General features: G+C 47.1%; 20 protein-coding genes. 13 read left to right on the top strand and 7 right to left on the bottom strand.

The window, feature by feature from the left end; translation table 11 throughout:
- Positions 1–169 precede the first annotated feature (169 nt).
- The 9 genes from NOM90_RS16010 (at position 170) to NOM90_RS15970 (ending at position 11,648) form a co-directional block, all read left to right on the top strand.
- Positions 170–982 (top strand): carbohydrate ABC transporter permease, encoded by an 813-nt coding sequence (locus NOM90_RS16010; RefSeq protein ID WP_370866637.1) that lies wholly within the window; start codon positions 170–172, stop codon positions 980–982.
- A gap of 83 nt (positions 983–1,065) precedes the next feature.
- Entirely contained in the window at positions 1,066–1,902 is an 837-nt protein-coding gene (locus NOM90_RS16005) for a carbohydrate ABC transporter permease (protein ID WP_370866636.1), read from the top strand.
- Positions 1,903–2,017: 115 nt separating this feature from the next.
- Positions 2,018–3,331: an ABC transporter substrate-binding protein gene (locus NOM90_RS16000; protein ID WP_255943584.1), complete on the top strand. Its 1,314-nt coding sequence runs from the start codon at positions 2,018–2,020 to the stop codon at positions 3,329–3,331.
- Positions 3,332–3,382: 51 nt separating this feature from the next.
- Complete coding sequence (locus NOM90_RS15995) at positions 3,383–5,212, top strand: HAD-IA family hydrolase (RefSeq protein ID WP_255943357.1); 1,830 nt, start codon at positions 3,383–3,385, stop codon at positions 5,210–5,212.
- A 147-nt stretch (positions 5,213–5,359) separates the two neighbouring features.
- Positions 5,360–6,202 carry a DUF429 domain-containing protein gene (locus NOM90_RS15990; protein WP_255943356.1) on the top strand — a complete coding sequence of 281 codons (843 nt, stop codon included), beginning with the start codon at positions 5,360–5,362 and terminating at the stop codon, positions 6,200–6,202.
- A gap of 46 nt (positions 6,203–6,248) precedes the next feature.
- Positions 6,249–7,442 carry an ATP-binding response regulator gene (locus tag NOM90_RS15985; RefSeq protein ID WP_255943355.1) on the top strand — a complete coding sequence of 398 codons (1,194 nt, stop codon included), beginning with the start codon at positions 6,249–6,251 and terminating at the stop codon, positions 7,440–7,442.
- Positions 7,443–7,463: 21 nt separating this feature from the next.
- Positions 7,464–8,465: an MBL fold metallo-hydrolase gene (locus NOM90_RS15980; RefSeq protein WP_255943354.1), complete on the top strand. Its 1,002-nt coding sequence runs from the start codon at positions 7,464–7,466 to the stop codon at positions 8,463–8,465.
- A gap of 488 nt (positions 8,466–8,953) precedes the next feature.
- Positions 8,954–10,666: a copper amine oxidase N-terminal domain-containing protein gene (locus tag NOM90_RS15975; protein WP_255943353.1), complete on the top strand. Its 1,713-nt coding sequence runs from the start codon at positions 8,954–8,956 to the stop codon at positions 10,664–10,666.
- A 205-nt stretch (positions 10,667–10,871) separates the two neighbouring features.
- On the top strand, positions 10,872–11,648 hold the full coding sequence (locus NOM90_RS15970; RefSeq protein ID WP_255943352.1) for an enhanced serine sensitivity protein SseB C-terminal domain-containing protein: 777 nt from the start codon (positions 10,872–10,874) through the stop codon (positions 11,646–11,648).
- A gap of 26 nt (positions 11,649–11,674) precedes the next feature.
- Here the strand turns inward: NOM90_RS15970 and NOM90_RS15965 are convergent, their stop codons facing one another.
- Positions 11,675–12,232 (bottom strand): phosphatidylglycerophosphatase A family protein, encoded by a 558-nt coding sequence (locus NOM90_RS15965; RefSeq protein WP_255943583.1) that lies wholly within the window; start codon positions 12,230–12,232, stop codon positions 11,675–11,677.
- Between the two features lie 253 nt (positions 12,233–12,485).
- Here NOM90_RS15965 and rph point away from each other — a divergent pair, with 253 nt between their 5' ends.
- Both rph and NOM90_RS15955 read left to right on the top strand, forming a co-directional pair.
- Positions 12,486–13,244: a ribonuclease PH gene (gene rph, locus NOM90_RS15960; protein WP_255943351.1), complete on the top strand. Its 759-nt coding sequence runs from the start codon at positions 12,486–12,488 to the stop codon at positions 13,242–13,244.
- Entirely contained in the window at positions 13,241–13,876 is a 636-nt protein-coding gene (locus tag NOM90_RS15955) for an XTP/dITP diphosphatase (RefSeq protein ID WP_255943350.1), read from the top strand. Before rph ends, NOM90_RS15955 begins: the two co-directional genes overlap by 4 nt.
- 294 nt (positions 13,877–14,170) lie before the next feature.
- Here NOM90_RS15955 and NOM90_RS15950 read toward each other — a convergent pair whose 3' ends face one another.
- On the bottom strand, positions 14,171–15,967 hold the full coding sequence (locus NOM90_RS15950; protein ID WP_255943349.1) for a flagellar assembly protein A: 1,797 nt from the start codon (positions 15,965–15,967) through the stop codon (positions 14,171–14,173).
- Between the two features lie 305 nt (positions 15,968–16,272).
- On the opposite strand from NOM90_RS15950, the gene NOM90_RS15945 reads away from it, so the two are divergent.
- Positions 16,273–17,430 carry a hypothetical protein gene (locus tag NOM90_RS15945; RefSeq protein WP_255943348.1) on the top strand — a complete coding sequence of 386 codons (1,158 nt, stop codon included), beginning with the start codon at positions 16,273–16,275 and terminating at the stop codon, positions 17,428–17,430.
- Positions 17,430–18,476: a M23 family metallopeptidase gene (locus NOM90_RS15940; protein WP_255943347.1), complete on the top strand. Its 1,047-nt coding sequence runs from the start codon at positions 17,430–17,432 to the stop codon at positions 18,474–18,476. The genes NOM90_RS15945 and NOM90_RS15940 overlap by 1 nt, the downstream gene beginning before the upstream one ends.
- Positions 18,477–18,547: 71 nt before the next feature.
- On the opposite strand, the gene NOM90_RS15935 is transcribed toward NOM90_RS15940, so the two are convergent.
- From NOM90_RS15935 to NOM90_RS15915, 5 genes are all read right to left on the bottom strand, one after another.
- Positions 18,548–19,768 carry a methyl-accepting chemotaxis protein gene (locus tag NOM90_RS15935; protein WP_255943346.1) on the bottom strand — a complete coding sequence of 407 codons (1,221 nt, stop codon included), beginning with the start codon at positions 19,766–19,768 and terminating at the stop codon, positions 18,548–18,550.
- A gap of 530 nt (positions 19,769–20,298) precedes the next feature.
- Positions 20,299–20,886 (bottom strand): general stress protein, encoded by a 588-nt coding sequence (locus tag NOM90_RS15930; protein ID WP_255943345.1) that lies wholly within the window; start codon positions 20,884–20,886, stop codon positions 20,299–20,301.
- Between the two features lie 15 nt (positions 20,887–20,901).
- Entirely contained in the window at positions 20,902–21,594 is a 693-nt protein-coding gene (locus NOM90_RS15925; RefSeq protein WP_255943344.1) for a general stress protein, read from the bottom strand.
- Between the two features lie 152 nt (positions 21,595–21,746).
- Positions 21,747–23,357 carry a gamma-glutamyltransferase family protein gene (locus tag NOM90_RS15920; protein WP_255943343.1) on the bottom strand — a complete coding sequence of 537 codons (1,611 nt, stop codon included), beginning with the start codon at positions 23,355–23,357 and terminating at the stop codon, positions 21,747–21,749.
- A 133-nt stretch (positions 23,358–23,490) separates the two neighbouring features.
- Positions 23,491–24,585 (bottom strand): AI-2E family transporter, encoded by a 1,095-nt coding sequence (locus NOM90_RS15915; RefSeq protein ID WP_255943342.1) that lies wholly within the window; start codon positions 24,583–24,585, stop codon positions 23,491–23,493.
- Between the last annotated feature and the right edge of the window lie 85 nt (positions 24,586–24,670).

Raw genomic sequence — 24,670 nt, 5'->3', positions numbered from 1 at the left:
TCAATTGCTCTGTACAATCATGTTTGTACGGATCACCAGTTACCTTAGTTGTACACCGGAATGAAGCTATCGTCAAAAAATAAAAATTAGAGGAGTTGACGTTTTGCGTCTGAAAGCTTTGCGAGAAGGCGAAGCGGTGTTGTTCACCTTGCCGGCTCTTGTACCGCTTATGTTGTTCTGGTTCGGACCGCTCGGCTATATCGTGTATTTGAGCTTTACCGAGTGGGATTTCATGAGCCCGGAAAAGTTGTTTGTCGGTCTGGAAAACTATACATATCTACTGACGCACGCCGACTTTTACCAAGCGCTGAAAGTTACCCTGTTGTTCGGATTCGGCACCGTGGTTCCGATTATCGTCGGAGGATTGGCGCTCGCGCTGTTAATGAACAGCAAGCTGCGTTCGACCGGACTCTTTCGCGCCATGATGTTCTCGCCATGGGTCACGCCTACCGTTGCCGTATCGATTGTTTGGTCGTGGATTTTCGAACCGGATGTCGGGCTTGCCAATCTTGTATTGGGATGGGTCGGCATTTCGCCTGTCGGCTGGCTGCAAGATTCGACATGGGCGCTTGTAGCCGTCATGATCGTGACCGTCTGGAAATCGATCGGTTGGTCGATGGTGTTCTATCTGGTCGCTCTGCGCAATCTGCCGCAAGACCTAATGGAAGCCGCTTCGATTGACGGAGCAGGGGCATGGGACAAATTCCGAGGGATTACGCTACCGCTGATCTCGCCTACGACATTGTTCCTTTCGATCATTCTGACGATTCAGTCGCTGCAAGCGTACGACCAAATCAACGTCATGACGCAAGGCGGCCCAGCCGGATCGACACGCACGCTTCTGTACATGTATTACCAATCGGCATTCGAGTCGTTTAACGTTGGCGAAGCTTCTGCGATTGCCGTGATTATCATTCTGATCTGCGTGCTGTTGTCAGGGGTATCGTTCCTGCTCAGTCGACGCTTGGTACATTACTCATGAATCTAACCGAAGCCAAAAAAATGAAGTCGCGAAGCGAACTAAGCCGAGGACGCAAGGGTGATCGTAGCCGTTCAATGCTATCAATGAGTGAAAAGATCGGAGTCGCGGTGCGCTATACGGTCTTGGTTCTGATTAGCTTGGCGATGGCGTTTCCTTTTTACTGGATGGTCACGAGCGGGCTAAAAACAAACGACGAGATTTGGCAGTTCCCGCCGACCTTTTTCCCGGAAAATATTCATTGGAACAACTATGCAGATGCTTGGAACGCGGCTCCTTTTGCCAGATATATGTTCAATAGTATTTTTGTAGCGGTCAGCATTTGCGTCATTCAAGTCATTAACGGAAGCATGATGGCTTACGCTTTGACGCATATGAAATTCCGTCTCAAAAATCCGTTTACCGCGATGGTGCTGATCGGCTATATGATTCCGAGCACGGCGGTTTATTTACCGAGTTATATGATTTTGAACAATCTACATTTACTTGACTCCTATGCGGGCTTGATTATCTCGAACTGTGTCAGCGTATTCTCGATCTTCTTATTGCGTCAAGCTTTTATGCAAGTGTCGCATGAGCTGGTAGAGGCAGGGCAATTGGACGGTGCTTCGCACTTCCGCATTTTGTGGACGATTATGTCGCCGCTGATTCGCTCGTCTTTTGCCGTGATGATCTTGATTACCTTTATCGACCAGTACAACAACTACTTCTGGCCGATGTTGATTACTAAAGACCCCGATCTAAGGCTAGTGTCGGCGGGGCTGCGCGGATTTTTCGTCGAAGGCGGAGCTTACGGGCTAGCCTGGCCGCAAATTATGGCAGCGAGCGCGTTCACGATTGCCCCTTTACTGATCTTGTTCGTATTTGCGCAAAAAACGATTATGCAAAGTGTCAACATGTCGGCTGGCGTGAACAAAAACTAATCGGATTTCAATCAACCTATCTATCGGAGGCGAATCAAGAATGAAAACAAGTTCGAATCAAGCGCGTTTTTCGGTGAAAAAATCATGGGGTCAAAAATGGAGTTGGAAAAGCGGAATGTCGATGCTGCTCGCGGCGAGCTTTACGTTACTCGCAGCTTGCGGTTCGCAAACAGGCGGCGACACCGCGGCAGCTTCGGCAGGCACGGCTAGCGCAGCTACCGAATCCGGTAAGCCGGTTGAAATCGAGTTTTGGTACGGTCTAGGCGGCAATCTCGGCGACAACATGAAAGCAAAGATCGAAGCGTTTAATAAGTCGCAAGACGAAGTGGTCGTAAAAGGAATCGCGCAAGCCGACTACACCGAAACCGAGCAAAAGCTGCAAGCGGCGATCGCATCGAACAATGTACCGGCAGCTGTACTGAGTTCTAACGTCGACTGGGCACGCAAAGGTTATTACGCTTCGTTAGACGAAATGATTGCGGCTGATCCCGAATTCAAGTCCGAAGACTTCGTTCAGACTTTTCTGAATCAAGGTAAAGTTGACGGAAAACAATACTTCTTGCCAATGTACGGGACGACGCAAGTCATGTACTACCGCAAAGATACGCTGGAAGCAGCGGGTATCGACCCGGCAAGCCTGAAAACATGGGAAGCTCTTGCCGATGCAGCGGCTAAAATGACCAAAAAAGAAGGCGACAAAACGACTTTCTACGGTTGGGAACCGATGTGGGGCGAAGGTAATATGATCGATGCGGCGCTTAGCCGCGGCGGGCAAGTGCTGAGCGAAGACGGCAAAACGGTCATGATCGACTCCCCGGAATGGATTGAGACTTGGGAACATTTCCGCAAATGGATTCACGAAGATCAGATCATGCGTATCCATTCCGGCGGACAAGGCTGGGAATATTGGTACAAAACGATTGACGACGTCATGAAAAACAAAGCGGCGGGTTATACAGGTTCCAGCGGCGACCAAGGCGATCTGGACTTCAATATCGTAGCGGCGATGGAACAACCGGGCTGGGAAGGCGTAGGCGAAGGAAAGCCGGTAGCGAATGCGATTCAAGCGGGCATCGTAGCGAAAGCAACTCCTGAGCAACAGCAAGCCGCGTTCAAATGGTTCACCTATTTCATGCAGCCTGAAAATACAGCGGATTGGTCGATGAATACCGGCTATATCGCGGTTCGTCAATCTTCGCTCGAAGATCCGGCTTTCAAAGCGTTCAGCGAAAAGAACCCGCAAATCAGCGTTCCGCTTCAGCAAGCTTCGCACGCATCGGTTCCGTATCAAGATCCGACAGGCGGAAAAATTACCGATGCGCTGAAATTGGCTGCCGATCAAGTACAGATCAACAACGTACCTGCCGAGCAAGCTTTGAAAGAAGCGCAAGCCAAAGCACAAAGCGAACTGGATCGCGTGACTAAATAAGAGTTGCTCGGGATCGAAGCAGCTTAGCAAAAGCGATAGGAGGTCGACAACATGGAGAAGGAAACCTCAAAGCAGAAGCATGAGATTTGGCAAGCCGACGCGATTTTGTTCGACAAAGACGGAACGTTGCTCGATTTCACCGTTTTATGGGGATTTTGGGCAGATACGGTGCTTGATCGGTTCCGCGAGTGTTTGGCTGAACAGAAGCTTATTTTAACGGATGAGCAGATTCCGGAAATTTGGGGAACCCGGCATGAAGCTTCCGGTTCGATGTCCGATTATGATCGGCGCGGACCGCTCGCAATGGGCACGATGGAAGAAATGAATGCGGTGCTGATCTGGCAAGGATACCGCGCCGGCTTATCATGGGCAGAATCCAAAATGATCGTACAAGATTGTATGGAATATGCCGATGCTCAAATGGAGATCGTGCGTCCTGCGCGTCTGCTTCCCGGCGTACAAAAGTTTCTGGATCGTTGCCGCTCGGAGCAAATTCCGATGGCAGTCGTCACCGCAGACGATACGTATAGCGCTTTGCAGCATTTACGTTGGCTTGGCGTCGACCATTATTTTGGCGCAATCATTGGCAATGATCTGGCGGAGCGAGGCAAGCCGTATCCCGATTTGTGTCTTCTTGCTTGCCAGCAGCTCGGCGTAGCACCTCAGCGCGTCGTGGTCATTGGCGATACCGATGGGGATATGGAGATGGCGAGAGCCGCAGGAGCCGCGCTCAAAGTTGGAATCGGCGAGCCTGATGTATTCCAACTTGCGGATTTCACGATCTCTTCGTTCACCGAACTTCTTAAGATCGACGCGACGTCTGCACCATCGGTTCAACAGCAACCGCTTGCTGTATTCCAAGTCATCACGGATACGCATGTCCGGGAAGATGCCAGCCATATTCATAACCGGCATTTTGAAGAAGCGCTGATCGATATATCTTCGTTCGGTCAGAAAAGTCTGGGTATTATGCACGTCGGCGATGTAACCGATCGCGGGCTAGCTACGGAATATGCGGAGTTTCGACGGATTTGGAATAGTCGCCCAAGACCTTTGCCGGAGCTTTATCTCACACTCGGGAACCATGATATCGGAGCCGTGCTCTGGGACGAAGGCGGCACGCCGATCGATCTGAGCCTATTGCCGGAATACGAAGTCGAAGATGCACTGGACGGAAGGTTGTCCCCGGTCACTGAGCTTGTCGCAGCGACAGAGGGGCTGGACTTTGCCGGAATGGCGGAACGTCTGGGTTCTTCTGAACCTCAGACGATTTCGCAACAAGCGCGTGAACTATGGACAACGCGGATGCGCCGTTTTGCCGAAGGAACAGGAGAAGCGGCTCCTTATCACGATCATTGGCTAGCCGGTTATCATTTTATTTTTCTCGGCAGTGAAAGCCCGCATCCGAAAGATTGCGATCTATCAAATATGCAACTGGATTGGCTACGTGATCGATTATCTGAAGAAGCATCGCCCGAGCGTCCAATCTTTGTATTCTTGCATCAACCGCTGCGCGATACGGTAGCAGGTTCGATGAGTCATCAAGGTTGGTACGGCGTAAACCAGAATGCGGCGCTACAACAAGCGTTGGCGGAATATCCGCAAGTTATCTTGTTCTCGGGGCATACCCATTGGCAATTGGAAGCGAAGCGTACATTTTCGGATGGGCATGGAACCGAACCTTCGATGTTCAACGCTGCATCCGTAGCGTATCTCTGGACGGATCAAGATCAACATCTCATCGGAAGCCAAGGGCTGCATGTGGAAGTGTATGCCGATCAAGTGGTCGTTCGGGGTCGGGATTTTGTACGTCGCTGCTGGATACCGGATGCGGAATACCGCGTGCAGATTCCGATTGCGGCTTCGCAGACGACCTCATAATTATTTTTAACTTTTATAAAAACGCCTCTCTAAGCATCTTCGATTCTTTTCGAAGATGCTATTTCTTATTCGCCAAAGCTTCGCGATCTTGGATCTGCTTTATAATAGAAGCAGATGAATCGAGCGGAAGGAAGGCGAAGAACCCGAATGTCAAAAGAAAAAGAAGCTCACCCGTCTCCGCTGTACCGTGGAATCGGGATTGACGGCTGCCCAGCCGGTTGGATTGCTGCCCTGATCGAAGCTTCGGCAGAAGCAACTGAATTTCAACGAATCCGCAGCGCTGTCTACCCGACGATCACGGATTTATGGGCAGATTTGAATCCAAATCCTGATTATGATCATGTTCTGATCGATATTCCGATCGGGCTACCGGAAGGCATAGCTGGGAAATTGAATAGCGTAGAAGATCGGAAGTGCGACCGCGATTGCCGCAAGCTGCTTCCCAAAAGCCGCAAATCGAGCGTTTTCCCGGTTCCTGTTCGCCAAGCGCTGCGTGCAGAAGATCCGTCTGCGATCAACTTTTCGGTAACGGGTCGCAAATTAAGCCGGCAAAGTATTCATATTTTACCGAAGATTTCGGAAGTTGATGATTTTATCGCGCAGCGGTTGAAGAGGCAGCTACCTGTCGCTGGATTTATCGAAGAATCGCACCCTGAATTGGTCTTTTTAAATTTGAATACGGGTATAGAAGAAGTGCCTTTATATCGTAAAAAAGAAGCAGAAGGTCAGCGCGAACGTCTGCGTATTTTGCAAGCATCCGGTTTATCGCAGACTCAAATGGAGCAGCAATTCACTCTTTTTTTAAGAAAACATGTGGCAAAAGATGATCTCCTTGACGCGGCGGCACTTGCTGTAGCGGCGCACCGAATCGCTTCCAACTCTGCGGAGCCGCGTTACGTGACAAAGAGCAGCGAAACGCAATATGATTACGAAGGCAGCGTACAAATGAACATCGTTTATGTTAGGAGCTGGCAAGCACCGGGTATATAGAGCTATCAGATAAGCTTGTATTCAACAGACCGAAGAGGTGTCATTTATGACTAACGAGTACGAACAATGTATGACAGAGAACGCTCGTCTACAGTTGCTTTTAGATCAAGAAACGCAAGAAAAAGAGCAAGCTCAGCAAGATTTGAAAAACAAGTCTAATTTCGTTGCGTTTTTGAGTCACGAAATTCGTAATCCCGCTAACGGTATCGTAGCGATGAGTCAATTGTTGGGCGAGACTGAATTAACAGAAGAACAGCAAAGTTATCTGGAAATCATTCAAGCGAGCAACGATTCGCTAATGGAATTGATTAACGGGATTTTAGATATTAGCCGTCTTGAAGCGGGTAAAATGACGGTTACCACTAATCCGTTTGACCTGATCAACACAATTGAAGATCTGATCTATATGCTTGCGCCGCAAGCCTTTGAAAAAGAAGTCGAAATTATCCTCGATATTGAATCTGAAATTCCATTGTTTGTCGTCGGCGATTCATTGAAGTTGCGTCAAATTTTTCTCAACCTCATCCAAAATTCGATTAAATTTACGCATACCGGACAAATCGTATTTGAATTGAAAAGGGTACCTTCTCTTCAAAATGATCGAATTAATGTGTGTTTTGCGGTTCGTGATACAGGCATTGGCATGTCGGAAGACCAAGTGTCCAAAATTTTCGATGTCTACGCACAAGTGCATGAAGCCTCCGAACATAATTATGGCGGCACAGGTCTAGGGCTTGCGATCACCAAAAATCTAATTGAGCTTTTGGATGGCAAGATCGAAGTGCTTAGCGAAAAAGGGAAAGGAACGTCTGTCGAAATTAACCTTTCTTTCGAACGCTACACCGATATTCCTTCGATTCCGTTCGAAGACGATGTATTGACCGATATGCGCTTTTTGCTATTGGAACAACATCCATTATCCCGGCACGTCATCGCAAGTATGCTGGAAGGATGGGGTGCAATAGTCGAATGTGCAGAAGAAGCGACAGAAGCTTTGACTCATCGCACTCGGCAAGGTGAATTCGATGTGGTTCTAGCGGATTTGAAGACGGTTGATGAAGATGAAGAGTTCTACACGTTATCTGAAATCAAAGGCGTGAACGTATTTTTGCTTGCGCGTCTAGGCGAAAAGGTAGAGGATGAAAAGCGAAGCCGTTTCCGTTCGATCATCACGAAGCCGATCCGCAAGCTGCATCTGCTGAACGCGATACTGGCTATGGATAAAAACGTTCAGGAGTGAAAGGAAGGTTACGTAAACGTTATGAGCAAATCAAGAATTACCGTGTATGAACCTTTTTCGCGTGTTCGGATGGAGATGGCGTTTCCGCTGCGTTGGGTGAACAGTTATGTGCTGCGCGGCGAAGAGGGTCTGACGATTGTCGATCCAGGTCCACGTTCATCCGAAAACGAAGAAACTTGGGAAAAAGCGTTCGAAGAATGGGGCATGGATATGAATGAGATTGCCTCGATCGTGCTCACGCATCATCATCCCGATCATTATGGATTGGCGGGCTGGCTACAAGAACGTAGCGGAGCTCAAGTCTGGATGTCCAAAACAGCAAGTGAAGCAGCTTGGAGAAATTGGGGCGGCGTTCAATCGTCTTCGGCAGATACCGGATTCGCTGAAGCTTCGATTGAAGTATATCGGCAACATGGGATGGCAGAGTCGAGATTGGCAGAACTTCCCGCGCATTTGGCTTCTTTTATCCCGCAAGTCTATCCGCAACCGGAAGTCACCGTGATCGAACCGGGATTACCGATTCGTTTCGGTGGACGTCTGTGGCAACCGATTCAGACCGGCGGGCATGCAGAAGGGCATTTATCTTTTTACGAAGAATCGACCGGAATTTTATTGTGCGGAGATGCGGTATTGCCGCGTATTTCGCCTAATATTTCATATAGCCCTGGAGGCGAAGCTCATCCGTTATCTTCTTATCTGGATGGGTTACGTACACTTGGAGCGCTTAAGGTCGCTCAAGCTTTCCCCGGTCATCGCGATCCGTTCGAGAACTTTACCGAGCGAACCCGGCAATTGCTTGCGCATCATGAGCAGCGGCTAGAACGTATGGCGGAACTCCTGCAAAACGGTTCCAAAACCGCATACGAAATCTGTATCTCATTGTTCGGCGATTCGCTTGGTATCCATCAATTGCGATTCGCTTTATCGGAAACGATTGCGCATTTGATCGAGCTGGAAGACCGGGGCAAAGCGAAGTCGTATGAAGATCGAGTAACGATCATATTTCACTATTTAACGGATTAAATCAAGAAGCTTTTAAGGACCTTTAGGTTTTTAAAAGCTTTTTTTGATATTTAGTTAGATAAGTATTGATTTTTTCTTTAAAATATATATATTTACATTATGAGGAATAAATGAGTTATTAATGGGAGGTTTTTTATGACAAATCGTGAACAGTAAAGGCTATCATGTACCCTAAGACATCCAAAAAAATTTTAAAAATAAGTAGTTCTACTTGATTAGGACTAATGAACCGTGTGTATATAAAAAGAGTCGGCAACTATATTTACCTCAAAAAGATTTAGGTAAATTTAATTTAGCGATAAAAGTGTATGACGCTCTCTGTTACGGATTCATCGTTTTAAAAACTTTTTTAAAAAAATTTAAAAAGATGTGATCCAAATTTTCAAACCCTGCGTTTTACCCAATGTACACGAGAGACACAAGAACAACAGACACCACAGAATAACAGCAACATCCATTATGAACCACACACAACTGGAGGGATTAAGATGTTTAAAATGTTCAATGTGAAAAATCTCGACTCTAAGAAGTTCAATGCCAAAAAGATTATGGTTCCGGTACTCGGTTTAGCACTGGTTGTTCCAACAGTAGCAGGAGCCGCACCTGCACATGCAGCATCCGCAACAAGCGTAACGGCAACTGCAGCGCAATCGGCAACAATGAAAGCTTCGATCACTACACCGGCAGTTGAACTGAGAGCTGCACTGGACAACCTTCTCTCCGAGCACTATCAACTGGCTGTAGATGCAATGATCAAAGCCTACCAAGGTTCGCCAGACGCGGCAGCCGCTTATGCAGCTCTTGATCAAAACGCAGTAGACATGTTGCCAGCGATCGAATCGCTGTACGGTAAAGACGGCGCTGCTGAATTCGGCCGCATCTTCCGTGCACACAACAAATACACAGACGATTTGGTAAAAGCAATGAAAGCCGGCGATACAGCTGGAGTTCAAACCGCAAAAGCCAACATCGAAAAATTCGTTAAAGAATTCTCTGCTTTCTTGGGAACAGCAACAGGCGGCAAATTGCCACAAGCAACCGCTGAAAAAGTACTTCGTCTCCACGAAGACCAAGTTCAAGAAGCATTCGATAAATATGTAGCAGGCGATTACACAGGTGCATTTACGGCTTACCGTACAGGTCTGAACGAAATGTTCACGATCAGTAAAGCACTCTCGACAGCAATCGTGACGCAAATGCCTGAGAAATTCCAAAATACAAAAGCAGATACAAAAGCAGGCGATCTGCGTTCGGCACTGAACCACCTGTTTGCTGAACACTTCGCATTGGCAACGCTGCAAATGCAAGAGCAATACGATGGCATGACAGCAAGCAGCAACGCTTTGGTAGCTGCTGAAGCTGGCAATACAAAAGACTTCAAAGCAGCGATCGCTTCCGTATACGGAAACGCAGGTGCAGACCAGTTCGAGAAACTGTGGACAACCGATCACATCAACGTTCAAGCACAATACGTAGCAGCAGTGAAGAGCGGCAACCAAGCTGAAATCACAGCAGCTAAAGCAAAAATCACGATGTTCACAAAAGAAATGGCTAAATTCTTGAGTGCAGCAACTGAAAACCGTATTCCAGAAGCAGGCGCACTGGAAGGTCTGACTGCACACGAAAACCAAGTACAACAAGTACTGAATCAATATGTAGCAAAAGACTACACAGGTTCGTACAAAACAGAGCGTGAAGGCTATGCGTTGATGTTCGATGTAGGTAAACTGCTGAGCGGTGCAATCGTTGACCAATTCAACTCGAAATTCCAAGAAACAACAATGCCAACACCTACGCCGACTCCAACACCTGCACCTAACAAAACAACGGTTAAAATGCAGATCGGTAGCATGAACCTGACGCTGAATGGCAAAACAACGAAAATGGATACAATGCCACGCGTTTGGAACAACACAACTTATGTACCGCTTCGTTTCCTGAGTGAAGGAATTGGCGCTCAAGTGAAATGGAACAAAAAAGCAAACGAAGTTACGGTAATGGCGGGTAACGATACGCTGAAATTCTGGTTGGGCAAAGACTTCATGGAAGTCAACGGTAAACGTCAACCTGTAGGCGCTACTGTATTCGCAGACGAAAATGGCCGTACTGTTGTGCCGCTTCGTTTCATCACAGGACTGCTGGGCTGGGACTTCAGCGTGAACAGCAGCAACTGGATGATCACACTGACAAAATCGATGTAATTTGTTTGAACCCTTCCGCATAAAAACGGAATAATGATTTAAAAATCGCCGAGCACCCTAGGATTTAATAGGGTGCTCGGCTTTTTTATTCATAAAAACGAGAAATTCTTGGTAAAAGAGGGTTTGACCTTTTCGTTAGGTATGAGAAATGGGTATAGGTATGGAATAAGACAGATTGGAATAAAAAAGAAAAAGGAGGATCTTCATGAGCTTTGACCTACAAAATAAACTAGAGCGAGCACTTTCAGCCGCAGTCGAAGATTCCTCGCGCAGAAAGGAGTTTTACGAAGAGCTTCGCCGCTCAGAATTATACACCTTACGAGTTGAAGATTCATCTTCTGGACAGGGTCAGATTTCAAGTGACGATCCTAAGATCAATCTTCAGCTTTTTTCGCTTGAAATCGAAAATAAATCGTATATTCCGGTATTTAGTTCACTTACGATGTTACAACGGTTTATTGATCGCGAAATGAATTATATCTCGATTCAATCGATTGACTTTTTCAATCTTGTACGTGGATCGGATGTATGGTTAAATCCCGGTGCTGCTTTTGCTAAAGTATTTCCAGCTTCGGAAATTGAATCGATCTTAGATGGGAGTTTGTTCGAGGCTACGCAAACGTACACCGTACATGCAGACTCACAAGTTCTTTTGGGACAACCGAAACAGCTTCCTCATGAACTACTGAGTGTTTTGGCGAATTTGTTCGAGACTTTGCCTGAGGTCAAAATGGCATATTTAGCTCATTATTATCATCCGGAAACGGGTGATCCACCACATACTTTGATTGCGATTGAGGTCGAACATCGTTGGGATCAAGTCATCGAGAGGGTAGTCAATCAGACTGCTGATATACATATGCCCAACCCGCCCGTCGACTTTGTACAGCTCGACGGCACGAGTGGGTTAGAATCTTATTTTGAATCGGATTGTATTCCGTTTTACGAGAAGCACAAACGTAAAGAAATCGTGATGCGATAAACTAGATCTATTAACCGGGCAGCCGATTAATCGTCGCCGGGTTCTTTCGGCAGTTCAATTTCAACTTCACGTTCACTTTGCTTATTGTGGGCGATCCGGCTGCTTGCTGCCGAAGCAATCGCACCGACAATATCGTCAAGGAAGGTATGCACCGGTCCCAAGTTTTTATCATTCAACCGTTCTAATACACCGGGTTTCAATTTATCGACATAGCCGAAGTTCGTCAGCCCAATACTGCCATAGACATTGACGATCGATAGCGCCAAGATTTCATCGACGCCGTACAGCCCTTCGTCGTTTTTGATCATTTCTTGCAGAGGGGATAGCAATTTGCCTTCTTCGGCAAGAACGTCGAGTTGAATCCCGGTTAGAACGGCATTTTGAACTTCACGCTTTTCTAATACTTTTTCGACGTTGTGTATACATTCTTCCATCGTAAGACCCGGATAATATTTTTTTTGCAAAAAAAGAACCAGTTCAGCAATTTCTTCGATTTGAACTCCGCGTTGCTGAAGCCAACTTCGGGTTGCTTCGGCGACTTTACGGCTGTTTAGCGAGTAAGCTTGGCGTTCGGGAATCCCCATTTTTTCTTCTTTTGGCGTAGGTTGCTCTGGATTTTGCATCATATTCACCTCGGATTTTATCAAAAGTAATTGAGAAGTAGAGTGCGCTCCGAATTAAAAAAAGAGAAGTCTCTACGTCTTAATCTCTAATACTATTCGTCATTTTTGAATCAAATTCCCCCTTAAGTTCCGAATCACCGTGCGTTTGGTGATCGAGTTTGCTAAAATGAGGGGAAGAACGTAGTAAATTGGGCATATACGGGAGGACAACGAAGTGAGCAGGAATGATCGAAAGCCGGATGAAATTCGCCCGGTGACTTTAGAAATTAACACGAACAAATACGCAGAAGGTTCGGTACACATTCAAGTCGGAGATACGAAAGTCATTTGTAATGCGACGATTGAAGAGAAAGTACCTCCTTTTATGAAGGGGCAAGGACGCGGTTGGGTGACAGCTGAATATTCGATGCTGCCTCGCGCTACACATACCCGAAATATCCGTGAATCCGCAAAAGGAAAGCTTGGCGGACGTACGATGGAGATCCAACGTTTGATCGCTCGTGCTTTGCGCTCGGTAGTTGATCTGCAAGCACTCGGCGAACGTACACTGATCGTAGACTGTGATGTTATTCAAGCCGATGGAGGCACGCGTACGACTTCGATCACTGGAGCTTTTGTCGCGATGTGTCTGGCTGTGAACAAGCTTGAAGAACAAGGCAAGCTTAAGCGTTATCCGATTACCGATTTTCTGGCTTCGGTCAGTGTAGGGGTGGTTGGAGACGAAGCGCTGCTTGACCTTCGTTACGAAGAAGATAGTTCAGCGAAAGTCGATATGAACGTCGTGATGACGGGTTCGGGCGAGTTCGTCGAATTGCAAGGTACCGGAGAAGACCGCCCGTTCAGTCGTGCGGAGTTGAATCAGTTGCTTGAATTAGGTGAAACCGGTGTTCGTCAGATGATCGAAGTGCAAAAGCAAGCGCTTGGCACAACAGCTTTAAAAATCGGGAACCCTGAGATTGGAGGCTTGGCATGATCGAAAGGATGAGCGGGGATAACAAGCAGATTATCGTCGTAGCGACACGCAATATGGGTAAAGTTCGCGAATTTCGACATGCACTGGCTCCTTTTGGGAAAGAGGTTCGCAGTTTGCACGAATATCCAGAAGCACCGGAAGTGGTGGAAGACGGAAACACTTTTGCGGAAAATGCGTTTAAAAAAGCAAAACAAATCGGAGATTTTCTGAATCTTCCGGTGCTGTCTGACGATTCCGGTCTTTGCGTTGATCTACTCGATGGAGCGCCAGGTATTTATTCCGCTCGTTATGCCGGAGAACATGGCGACGATGCCGCGAATAATGCCAAGCTATTGAGTGAGCTGATGCGTCTTCGTCAAGGTGACGATACGGAGCAGCCGCTACTGAGCACCGCAAGGTTCGTCTGTGCCCTGGTCTTATACGATCCTTCTGATGAAAGCAGTATTCAATCAGAAGGCGAGGTCGAAGGTTGGATCACTTCGGAGACTGCCGGAGCTGGCGGCTTCGGATACGATCCGCTATTTTATGTGCCGCAATATGAGCGGACGATGGCGGAAGTCAGCGTGGAAGAAAAGCAGCAGATTAGTCATCGAGGGGTTGCGTTGGGGCGGTTGATCGAGCAGCTGAAGTAGAAGGCGCTGCGGGGAAAATTCGTTCGATTCGCTGTTTCACTCGGAAAAATAGATTGAAGTTTTTATTGGAATTTTCCGAGTTCAAAGGCGGATCTCACGTATTTTCCCCTTCGCTTACGTATCTGCACGATATGTGGGGTAGGGTAAGAAGAAAGAAAAGAGAAAGAAAAAGAATAAGAATAAGAATAAAAGCCAGCGAATAAAGTCTTCGCTGGCTTTTTTTATGGGTATAGATCGTTTGGGAATCGTTAATAGAATGAAAAGAGTTAGTAAGTTAGTTAGCGCTTACAACCTTTAATTTGGAAGGGGGGTTGCATTGTCTTCCATATATCCGAAGGTGCAGTCACGGACAGGAGCTAAGATCTCGCGGTGTAATCCACCGGCGGATATTTTGCCGTCAAACATTTGAGAAACGTAGATCGTTCGTTTGGCGCGGAGGATACAAGGAGCACCGCCGGCGCTACCTACCGTTTTTGCATTGATTCGGTCTTCCGCTTCTAGGCATGAACCTCGGCAGACCGAAGAAGGATGAGCGAACGTGATCGATCCGGTTGCGTAGAGATCGCTTTGCAAAATACCTTCTTTATGAATGACGATATCGCCGTTTGATTTAATCGTGCTGGTCTGACAACGGGATAATTCGATCTGAGCATCGCTTTTTTGCATATCATCGACAAAAGTATGTTCGCGATCCAGATGATCTTGAAGATTGAGCAGCAAATCTTCGGTCAGCGATTCGATCATTTGCGTCGGAGAAAGCATTAGATTTAGCGCATCGGCAAATTCGTTTGAAGCCCCACCGGTACTACGTTGTACGGTGATCATGACTTGCAATAACTCGCGAATATCTGGCTGGATTTCTTTGAATTTGCTTTTCAGTAGCAGCAGAGCCACTTGTCCGAATTTTGCGGATTGTCCGCGTTTGCCAACTTCAGTATATAAAGTTCGCGAAGCTTGCAGCAGCACGCCCAGATCATTTTTTAACTTTTGCGAAAGATGATACAGTCGATTGAACGATAGACCGAAACTTCCCGAGTAGAGCCGACTTCCGATTACGCTTCCGAGTACAATAATGCTACCCGCAGCGGTAATCGTTGAATTATATACACCGCCCGAGATATAGACGTTGCCCAGTGATTCCACAATCATATTATCTGTGACATGACCTTGTATCGTGACATCACCGGAAAAGACGATATTCCCTGTTTTGAGATCCACATCACCCGCAACAAAATAAGCATCCGATATATCCAAGTAACAGACTGTGCCTTCGGCAAGACAAGGACGCCCGGCTTTGGTCGCAACAAAGATTCCGCCTTCGCGTTCTTCAACATGTTGGCGGGCACGTAAATCGATTTCGCGTACAGGCGGAGGTTCAATTACATCTCCGAACACGTCGAATCCGGGAGTACCCGGCTGTGAAGGATGAGCGTAAGCCAATATATCTCCTGGTTGCACCGAAGGAATACGTAGATGATTCCGATAATCGAGCGCACCGCCGACTTCTTCAAAAGCATTTTCGATTTTTTGTTCAAAAAGCAGATCGATTGTAGCATCTACACCCGGTAATGCTTCTTCTCCGAAAGCAAACTGAGCCGCTTGGCCTGTCGCTTCTTGCAAAATACCTGCGATTGCCGATACGTCTAAGTTTTTGCGAATTCCTTGTTTACCGATCTCAGCCATGATTTCAGCAATTTCGAGTCGATGCACAGGGTTTTCCAGATCGTGAACACTGGTCGGAGCCAATCGTTCTGCGACTGCGCAATCTTGTAATTTCCAAGCATATCGAATTTCGCTAAATACCGTTAAAAAAGCTTGCATCCGATCTGGAGAAACTTTGATCTCATATAAAGGTTCTTCCGCACGTTCCCATTCGATCCGATCACTGGCGCGAACCGGAAACGGATTTCTCATTTCAACCCCGTTTAACCATAAACGAAGCGGAAAAGTCGGAATGAGCACCGCAAAATCACCTTCGTCTTGCGGGTCAGTCACAATAAACCGATTCTCGCGAATTTCGATAAGCCCGTTGCAAGGCGTAGTATGCGTAGTTTCCGATAGGGTGTCTATATCTTCATTAAATTTCAACACGCAAAAAAACCTCCTCTAGATGATCATAACCACGGGGACTCGTAAAGAGTGTGGAGGAGAGAAGAGAGATTCGTAACCAGGAGTAGGATGGGTCTATAGGTATGATTTATTGTCAAAAAAAGCGTATACAAAATAATCCTTGCTTATAAAATAAGCCTTTTAAACTAAAAATAACAATATCTTTAGACCTATTTTTCTGAATAGTTTTTCCATAACGTCCGATTTATTGCATCCGATCGTTTTTTCGGTTACATTGAGCGCAATCCAGCATTTTAAATCCCATAGCCAAAAGAAAGGTGAAGCTGATGCGAAACAAAACGAGTTGGAAGGTATTTAGTCTTACGGCGCTGATGTTAATCCTTGCGGCGAGCGTCGCGCTTGCCGACTCCGATCTTTGGACACAAGCAAGCAAAAAATCGGGTCGTCTTATCGCTACACAAGGCGTTGAAGTCAAAATACCCGGGCGCGATGAGAAACAACAAGCAGTGACTTCAATCGATCCCGTTACAGGAATTTCTGCAAAGCGTGCAGGCACAATCTCTAACTCAACACGGACATTTACAGCAAAGCTGACCGCAGACGGTCTAAATGACACGTTAACTTTTCGTTATATCGATTCCGCAGGAAAAATGACGGTATTGCCTTCACCGGATCTCGGTTATGACATAGTCACGCTACCTGATGGCAATGTGTTAGTGGAATACGCGGCGTCGATCTATAAGCTAAATCCGCAAAAGCGTACCCTGTCTCTGTTTTTGAACAGTCAGACAGGAAATATTCGCAAAACACAGCGCGGTCCAATCTCTGGAGGTTCGGCAAAAATGGTCGTATGGGGACAGCGAGCTTCGATCAGCCCGGACGGTACCCAGTTGCTGTATTGGACAACGCGCAATATCGTCGCCACCGGCAATGAAGACGGCGAAAACTGGATCAAAGATTTGCGTACCGGAGCAGAACGTAAAGTATACGGAGCCGGATATACCGTGCTCGGTTGGGATCAGAAAAATCGCTTTTATCTGGATTTAGGCGATCTGGGAATTGTGCAGGTGGACAGTAGCGGCAAAGCTTCTGCCCAACTTGTTTCCGAATATTCAGTGTCAGCGCTATCAGCTAATCATTTGATGTACCAGACTGCGGACGGTTCGGTGAATATCCGAAATCTATCGACAGGGCAAAAGAAAGTGATACGCGGCAGCGGATTGAATCATTTGCGTTCGATCTCGTCATCGGAGAATGGAGCTTGGTTTGCGCTGCTCAATGCGCCGAACCGCTCAAGCCGAGTTTCGACATTGATTGTCGTTGATGCGAATACGTCTGAGATACATAAATTTGACGAGCCGGCAGGCAGTTCGATCATCGGTATGAGTTGGCAAGATTCAGAGACCTTACTCGTTCAAGTTCGCAATCGCGAGTCAGCCCATGAGTCGACGTATGTCGTTGATATGAGCAAGGAGGTCAAATAATGAATAAGAATCTTCGGCGAAAAGTACAACTGACGATGGCGGCACTGCTTTTGCTTAGCGCGGTATCTTCAGCTTCAGCAGCGGATTACGGAGCGAGATTTTTGCAACAATACGGAGTCAAAGCTTCGATCGCACCGGCAATGACCCCTTCAAGAAGCGATGCAGATGGATTGTTGGAACGCTATGCGCCTATTGAAAGCAAAACCAATCAACCTCGTAATGTCGTCAGCGGCACGAATCCACATAACGGATCGGATATGGCGATGGCATCGGGCGAGCGCGTCTATGCGATTTTGCCGGGGAAAATTACCGAGATCAAATCCAATACGTCTGCTCAATTAGGCAGCGTCATTATCGATCACGATACCGACGGAGACGGAAACCCGGATGGTGTCTACGTGCAATACGTCCATATCGATCCGGCAGGCTCTGGTAGTTATGGCATTGCGGTCGGCGATTACGTCACAGAGACGACCGTTATCGGTACCGTGGATCGGGCAAAGCGATATAATCCACATCTGCATATTCAACAAGTCAGCCGTGGGAAAAGTAACTCAGCGGATATTCAGACGATGCCCATGTATCTGTTTTATCGTCATACGTCGCTCGAGACTTGGAATGCGGGATCGGATCTTGACTATATCTCGGCAGACTGGCAAAAAGGAAATGTGTTGTATTTGACGGCATACGCTGCAACAGATAACCCGCAGAGCAATCGATATGATCGAAATCGCCCAGTTGAGATTCAACTGCATTATAAGATTGGAGCTACCGGGAAGTGGAAAATGTCTTCGACCAAATTCCGATTGTCTAACGCCAATACGATGCGATATCAGATTGATCTCAAACAAGCGACCGGAGCATCCAAAGGGCAAAAAGTATATGTGTACGCAGCCGCGATCCGAGCCAATGATCCAACGTTCCCGAATAAAGCAAACTATCGCCACGGATTATGGCCTCAGTTCTACAAGCAACCGGATCGAGTATTGTATGCCGGATCATCGGTACGCGCTGATGCGGCATCCCGCGTATTTACGATTCAATAAATATCAAAAACCGTTCCGAATTGCCAAATGGCGAACTTCGGAACGGCTTTTTTGAAGAGGTTCGAAAATGATTAACCGGCAATTGCTTCTTCGCTATTTACTACGGCTGTTTCATCACTTTTGTTTTTCTTTTTACGAATTTTTGCAACAGGAGCAGTTTCATCAGGTGTCGTTTCAATTTTGAACGACGACAAATTTTGAAGATTGCTGATCAATTGCTCCAATTTGTTGAAGCTTTTCGTCATTTCGTCGCTGATGTATTTTTGCTCGCCCATTCCGGCTAAAATTTCTTCCATCGCCGCATTCGTTTGTTGCGTTACGGCAGCAATCGCGACGGCTTGCGTCGAAACTTCCGAAGAAGAAGCTTTCATTTTCTCGGAACGCGATTCAACTTCTCCGGCTTGATCCAACAATTGATGCGTATTTTGATTGATTTCGTTTAACGCTTGTTCCGAACGCTCTGCTGCACCCAAACTGTTTGCTGCGGCTTCGCGTCCGCGTACGATTTGACTCATTAGACGCTCTGTACCATTTTGCAGTTCGCTTAAGATCCCGCCGATTTGTTCAGCGGATTCACGCGAATGTTCGGCAAGTTTGCGAACTTCGTCGGAGACGACAGCGAATCCGCGTCCAGCATCGCCCGCACGTGCAGCTTCGATCGCAGCATTGAGTGCCAAAAGGTTCGTCTGGCTTGCAATTTCAGAGATCGTCGTTAAAATTTGAGCGATTTGTTGATTTTGTTCCCGGAACAATTCCATATCATGGGCGGTATCGTTCATAACCGAATAGACTTGATCGATATGTGTACGAAGCTCGGTCATTTTTCCCGAACCTTCTTGGGTTACATGTACCGTAAGTTCAGATAAATCGCGCATCATCGAAGAGTTTTGAACGACGCCATCGATTTCTACATCGCTTGCCGACATTTTATCGGAAATGCTCGTAACGCTTTGGGCTTGAGATTCAGCGCCTTTTGCAACGTGAGAGAAGGTATTCGTAATTTCGCCAGTGATCAGTTCATTCAACGTAATACTTTCTTTGGACTTACGTGCGAATTTACTCAGTTCATCGAGAGCCGTACGAACTTCAGATAAGACTTGGTCGATCTTTGCTGCATTGCTGTTGCTTGTTTCTCTTTGAAGTGCCATTGCACGAAGTGTTTTTTCAGTAGCAACACCAATTAAAACCGCGATCGTCGCGATTATTGCAAATGCGATAACCGTATTTAATAGTAGACCAACCGATCCTTCAGGGATGAAAGGTTGAGCTCCTCGGAAGTATGAAATAACCATGATTACTAAAGCCGTTGAGGAGTAGACAAGGGTATATCGATAAAGCGGATACAACAGAAGAAGTACAGAAGGAACAATAGCCGTTACGAGACTGATCGTGGTCGTATATTGCAAAGCATAACTTATGGCAAAATAGAGTGCGACGCCATAGGGAAGAAGAAAGGTAGCTTTTTTAAGAATGTGAAGGACTGTAAATGCTGCAAGAAATACAACCAAGAAGACGGCAGAGATTTTGGCGATAGTATCACCAGAAATAGCAGATAAAATAACCAAAGGTACGCAAACATATAGGATCCACATGACTACTTTGTTTCGTTGACGCATTACACGCTCTAAGTTACTCAAATGCTCACTTCCCTCATATTAGATATTGCGATGCGTAAAACTTAGTTTTATTATCGTCAAAAAGCCCCTAACCATGTAGGGGCTTTTATCAAAAAAGAATAAATAATCAACAAAAATATAATTATAAAAATAACTATAATACATTTAATTACATTAAAGGTTTTTTTGAAAGGTATATCATAGGTCTATTTATTCATTGGAGAATTGGGATCGGAACGAATCTCTTTTTGATGCGGCGGAATCGCTTGCATATTATGACCGGAATCGTCGGTTCCACCCAAGCGCGTGTGATTAAGTGCGTAATGATTGCGGAAGATCGATTCGAGTTCGCTTCGTTTGTCATTTTCCGTCTCGACGATCACCAGTACGCGTCCTCCGCCGACATGCTCGTCATACATTTTTGCATCTTCCTCAGGAATCCCTAAGCCAATCAGCCCGCCAACCAATCCGCCGCTTGTTGCGCCGACCGCAAGACCCGCTAGACTCACCGCGATAGGACCTGCGGCAAGCAAAGGACCGATACCGGGGATCGCCAGCGCACCAAGTCCAACTAACAGCCCGCCTACGCCTCCTAAGATCCCGCCAGCTGCTGCACCGCCAGCCGCGCCTTCTGGAGCTTTATTATGATGCTGATCCAGCATTTCTTCCGCATTTTCGCGGTTGCGAGTGATGACCGAAATATCGTCTGCTTGATAGCCGGAACGTTTGAGTTCTTCCACGGCTTCAGCCGCTTCGCGTTCCGTCAAAAAGACGCCTACTGTTTTTTGCATCATAGTTGCCTTTCCTCCTTAAGATTCAGATTTTCGAGTTCGATAGGTTGGATCGTTTGGATTTGCTTCTTCCAGATCGGCAGGGCTGGCAAGCCCGCGATGCCCGATAGGCGCACCATCCATTCGGTTTCCTTCGAGATTGGTCGCACCCATAGCCGGCGTCTCGTTATAGGTGGAATCTTCTACGGCAGATTGAGGCAAATCCGCAAATTCTTCATCGTACCGTTTATTCAAAGAATGGTTGTCGCGGAAGATTCGATAAATTTCGCTTCGGTTGGCTTCCTCCGTATCGACAATAACGAGAACACGACCTTCTCCGACAATCGCTTCGTATTCTTTGGCTTCATGTTCAGGAATACCCAGACCGATTAATCCTCCGATCAGCCCGCCACCGGCAGCACCGACCGCCGCTCCGGCAAGAGTAGCCGCGATCGGACCTGCTGCGAGCAGAGGACCGATACCCGGAATCGCCAAAGCGCCAAGACCTGCCAAAAGTCCTCCGATCCCGCCGACTACGCCACCTGTTGCCGCGCCGCCTGTTGCTCCTTCTTGCGCGAGGGTTACCGTTTCGTCTTCGAATTTGCGAGCTTCTTCGGCGCTACGAGTGACTGCTGAAATATCGTCCGTCGAATACCCCATATTTTTCAAAGCTTCGATCGTATGCGAGGCTTCCTGTTCCGTGGCGAATATTCCGATAATTTTTCGATTCATGATGTCGTCCTCCTCGTGGTCATTTTAGCCCTAGTATAGACTTCTATATGTCTCATACTTAAACCAACCTTTGAAATAGAAACGTGAAAAGGGTTGAAAAGGCGACGCGAGAAGGGGTGATTCTGCTTTTATATTGTGGATCAAGCTTGCTTTTACCAAGCTGCAATAGACCCGTCGGCTCTAGACTCTGTACCTCCGCACAGAACACCGCTTTTGGAGTCGCGCCAAATAATCTGCCCGCGCCCGAATGTACTTTTGTCCGACGCGACCTTGATTTCATGCCCTTTGCGCATCAGCGCTTGAAGAAGATGAGTCGGAAAATCAGGTTCAACTTGAACGCTTTTACCGTGTTCCCACATCCAGCGAGGCGAATCGAGCGCCGCTTGCGGGTTCAATTGAAAATCGATAGTGTTCATCATCACTTGCAAATGACCTTGAGGCTGCATGAAGCCGCCCATAACGCCGAATGCACCGACAGCTTCGCCATCTTTGGTCAAAAAACCGGGAATGATCGTATGGTAACTTTTTTTGCCTGGAGCCAGTGCGTTATCATGTTCGGGATTCATCGAGAAATTATGCCCGCGATTTTGCATCGAGATGCCTGTTCCCGGAATGACGATGCCTGAGCCAAAGCCCATATAGTTGCTTTGGATAAACGAGACCATATTGCCTTCTTCGTCAGCGGTCGCGAGATAGACTGTTCCGCCGGAAGGAGGGGTGCCCGGACCTGGCAAAGCGGCTTCGTCCGAGATTAAAGCTCGGCGCGTATCCGCGTATTCGCTGGAGATCAGCCCTTCGATTGAAGTTCGCATATGCGGAGCATCGGCAAGATACGCTTCACCATCGGCAAAAGCAAGCTTCATCGCTTCGATTTGGCGATGCAGGGTGGAGACGCTATCTTTTTCCCCGGCATCCAAACCATCCATAATGCGTAGCGCCATTAATGCAATCAATCCTTGACCATTCGGCGGAATTTCCCAAACGTCGTAACCGCGGTAAGGCACAGAAATAGGCTTTACCCATTCAGGCTCATAAGCAGCAAGATCTTCAAGATTTAAAAATCCATCGTGCTGCTTAATATGAGTCACAATCTTAGCTGCCAATTCACCCCGATAAAACGACTCGGCGTTTGTTTTCCCGATCTCTCGCAGCGTTGCCGCATGATCCGGCGAAGACCATAGTTCTCCCGCTTGCGGCGCTTTGCCATTCGGAGCGAAAACACGGAACCATTCTTCGTACGCTTTGCCGCTCAAGTTGGTACGGAAAATCCGATGCGCCCGATTCCAAAAATAGGCCAAACCAGCGGGAATCGGATAACCTTCCGAAGCATAACGTACCGCAGGTTCCAGCGTTTGTTCCAGTGAAAGCCGTCCGAATTTACGCGACAATTCTGCCCAAGCCGCAGGTGCGCCCGGAACGGTAATCGGCGTTACGCCGTATTTTGGAATTTCGTCGATCCCCAGGCTTTGTAACGCTTCAATCGATAAGGTCTTTGGAGCCGGTCCACTGGCATTCAGACCATGCAGTTCGCCTTTTGTCCAAACCAAAGCAAAAGCGTCGCCGCCAATGCCGTTGAAAGCCGGTTCCAAAACGGTAAGAGCGGCGGCTGTAGCAACCGCGGCATCAATCGCATTTCCTCCGGCTTTCAAAATATCCAGTCCAGCTTGAGAAGCTAGAGGTTGCGAGGTAGCCACCATTCCTTTTCGGGCATAAGTCGGCAGACGGTGAGAAGTATAAGGTTGATAAAGTGGATCGAATTTCATAAAAATTGTCGACTCCTTTCTCAATAGACGATAGGTAACGATATCTCTCAATTGTAAGTTATGGACATTCAAACGCAAACAAGCCGCTTTTCTCACTGCGGAGAAAAGCGGCTTGCCCGGTTTTTAAAAGATATCAGTTGATTTTATGTTCGATTTTGCTTTTGAGATACATCTGATAAATATGGCGAATTGCAATTTTAACCACCATATAGATAGGAATACAGATCAACATCCCCAAAATCCCCATCACGTCGCCGCCGACAAGCAGCAGGACAATGACCGTAAGCGGGTGCATATCGAGCTGTTTGCCGAACACAAGCGGTTCAAGCAAGTTGTTCTGAATCAACTGAGCGACAATCACGATCACGATCGACCAGATTGCCATATTCGGCGATTCGATCAGACCTACGATTCCGACAGGAACGGTAGCAAGGAACGCTCCGATAAACGGAATAAAGTTCAAGAAGAACGAAATGATAACGAGCAGGAGCGAATACGGCAAGCCGATAATCAAGAAGCCGATATACAGCAGGACGCACAGCAATAAGTTAACGATTACGCGGCCTGCGATAAATCCGTTCAATGCTTCGTCCATCTCGTCAAGCATCAATTTGCCGTCTTCTTTTTGATTGTTCGGGAACATTCTGATGAGGTTGCCCGGCAATCGGTTATCGTCGCGTAGCAAGAAGTAGAGCAGGATTGGGAATGTCGCAATAACCAGTACGAAGCTCGATAAGAACGAGAACATGCTTGCCAAGTTATCGGATAACCAAGTGATCGACGTATCCAGCACACCGGACAATCGGTTCAGAATGTCTTGGTTTTGTGAATCGTTACTTGGAATAAATCGGCTAATCGTCGGATTTTGTTGCAATTGCTGCAATTGAGCTACTGCGTCTTTTGCCAATTGCGGAGCGTTCATAATAAAGCTTTCCACTTGATCGCGCAGTGTTGGGAAGACCCAAACTGAAGCGCCTACGATCAGTAAAATAAATACCGCGAAGATCAAGGCTACTGACCAGGAACGTTTCCATTTTTTACGTTCGAGAAAACGCACGAGTGGACGCAAAGGGTAATAGAAGAATGCCGAGATCAATAACGGTACAACGAGCGAGCTAACTAAAGAAGTAATCGGGGTGAAGATGAATTTGACTAATGTACCGAGAAAAATGATGAGCAGAACTAAGGCGATCCCCGCACCTATTACGAAAAATCGATTTTTGAACATGATTGTCCTCCCACAGATGATATAGATTTGGAGATGTCGTCGGCGCTTTAACCGTGATACCTTTCGTCTGAATCTGTTGCAAACG

Origin of the sequence: Saccharibacillus sp. JS10 (assembly GCF_024436065.1) — a bacterium.
Classification (GTDB): Bacteria; Bacillota; Bacilli; order Paenibacillales; family Paenibacillaceae; genus Saccharibacillus.
The sequence above is the reverse complement of the archived record's forward strand: the minus strand, read 5'-3'. Positions and strand labels throughout refer to the sequence as shown.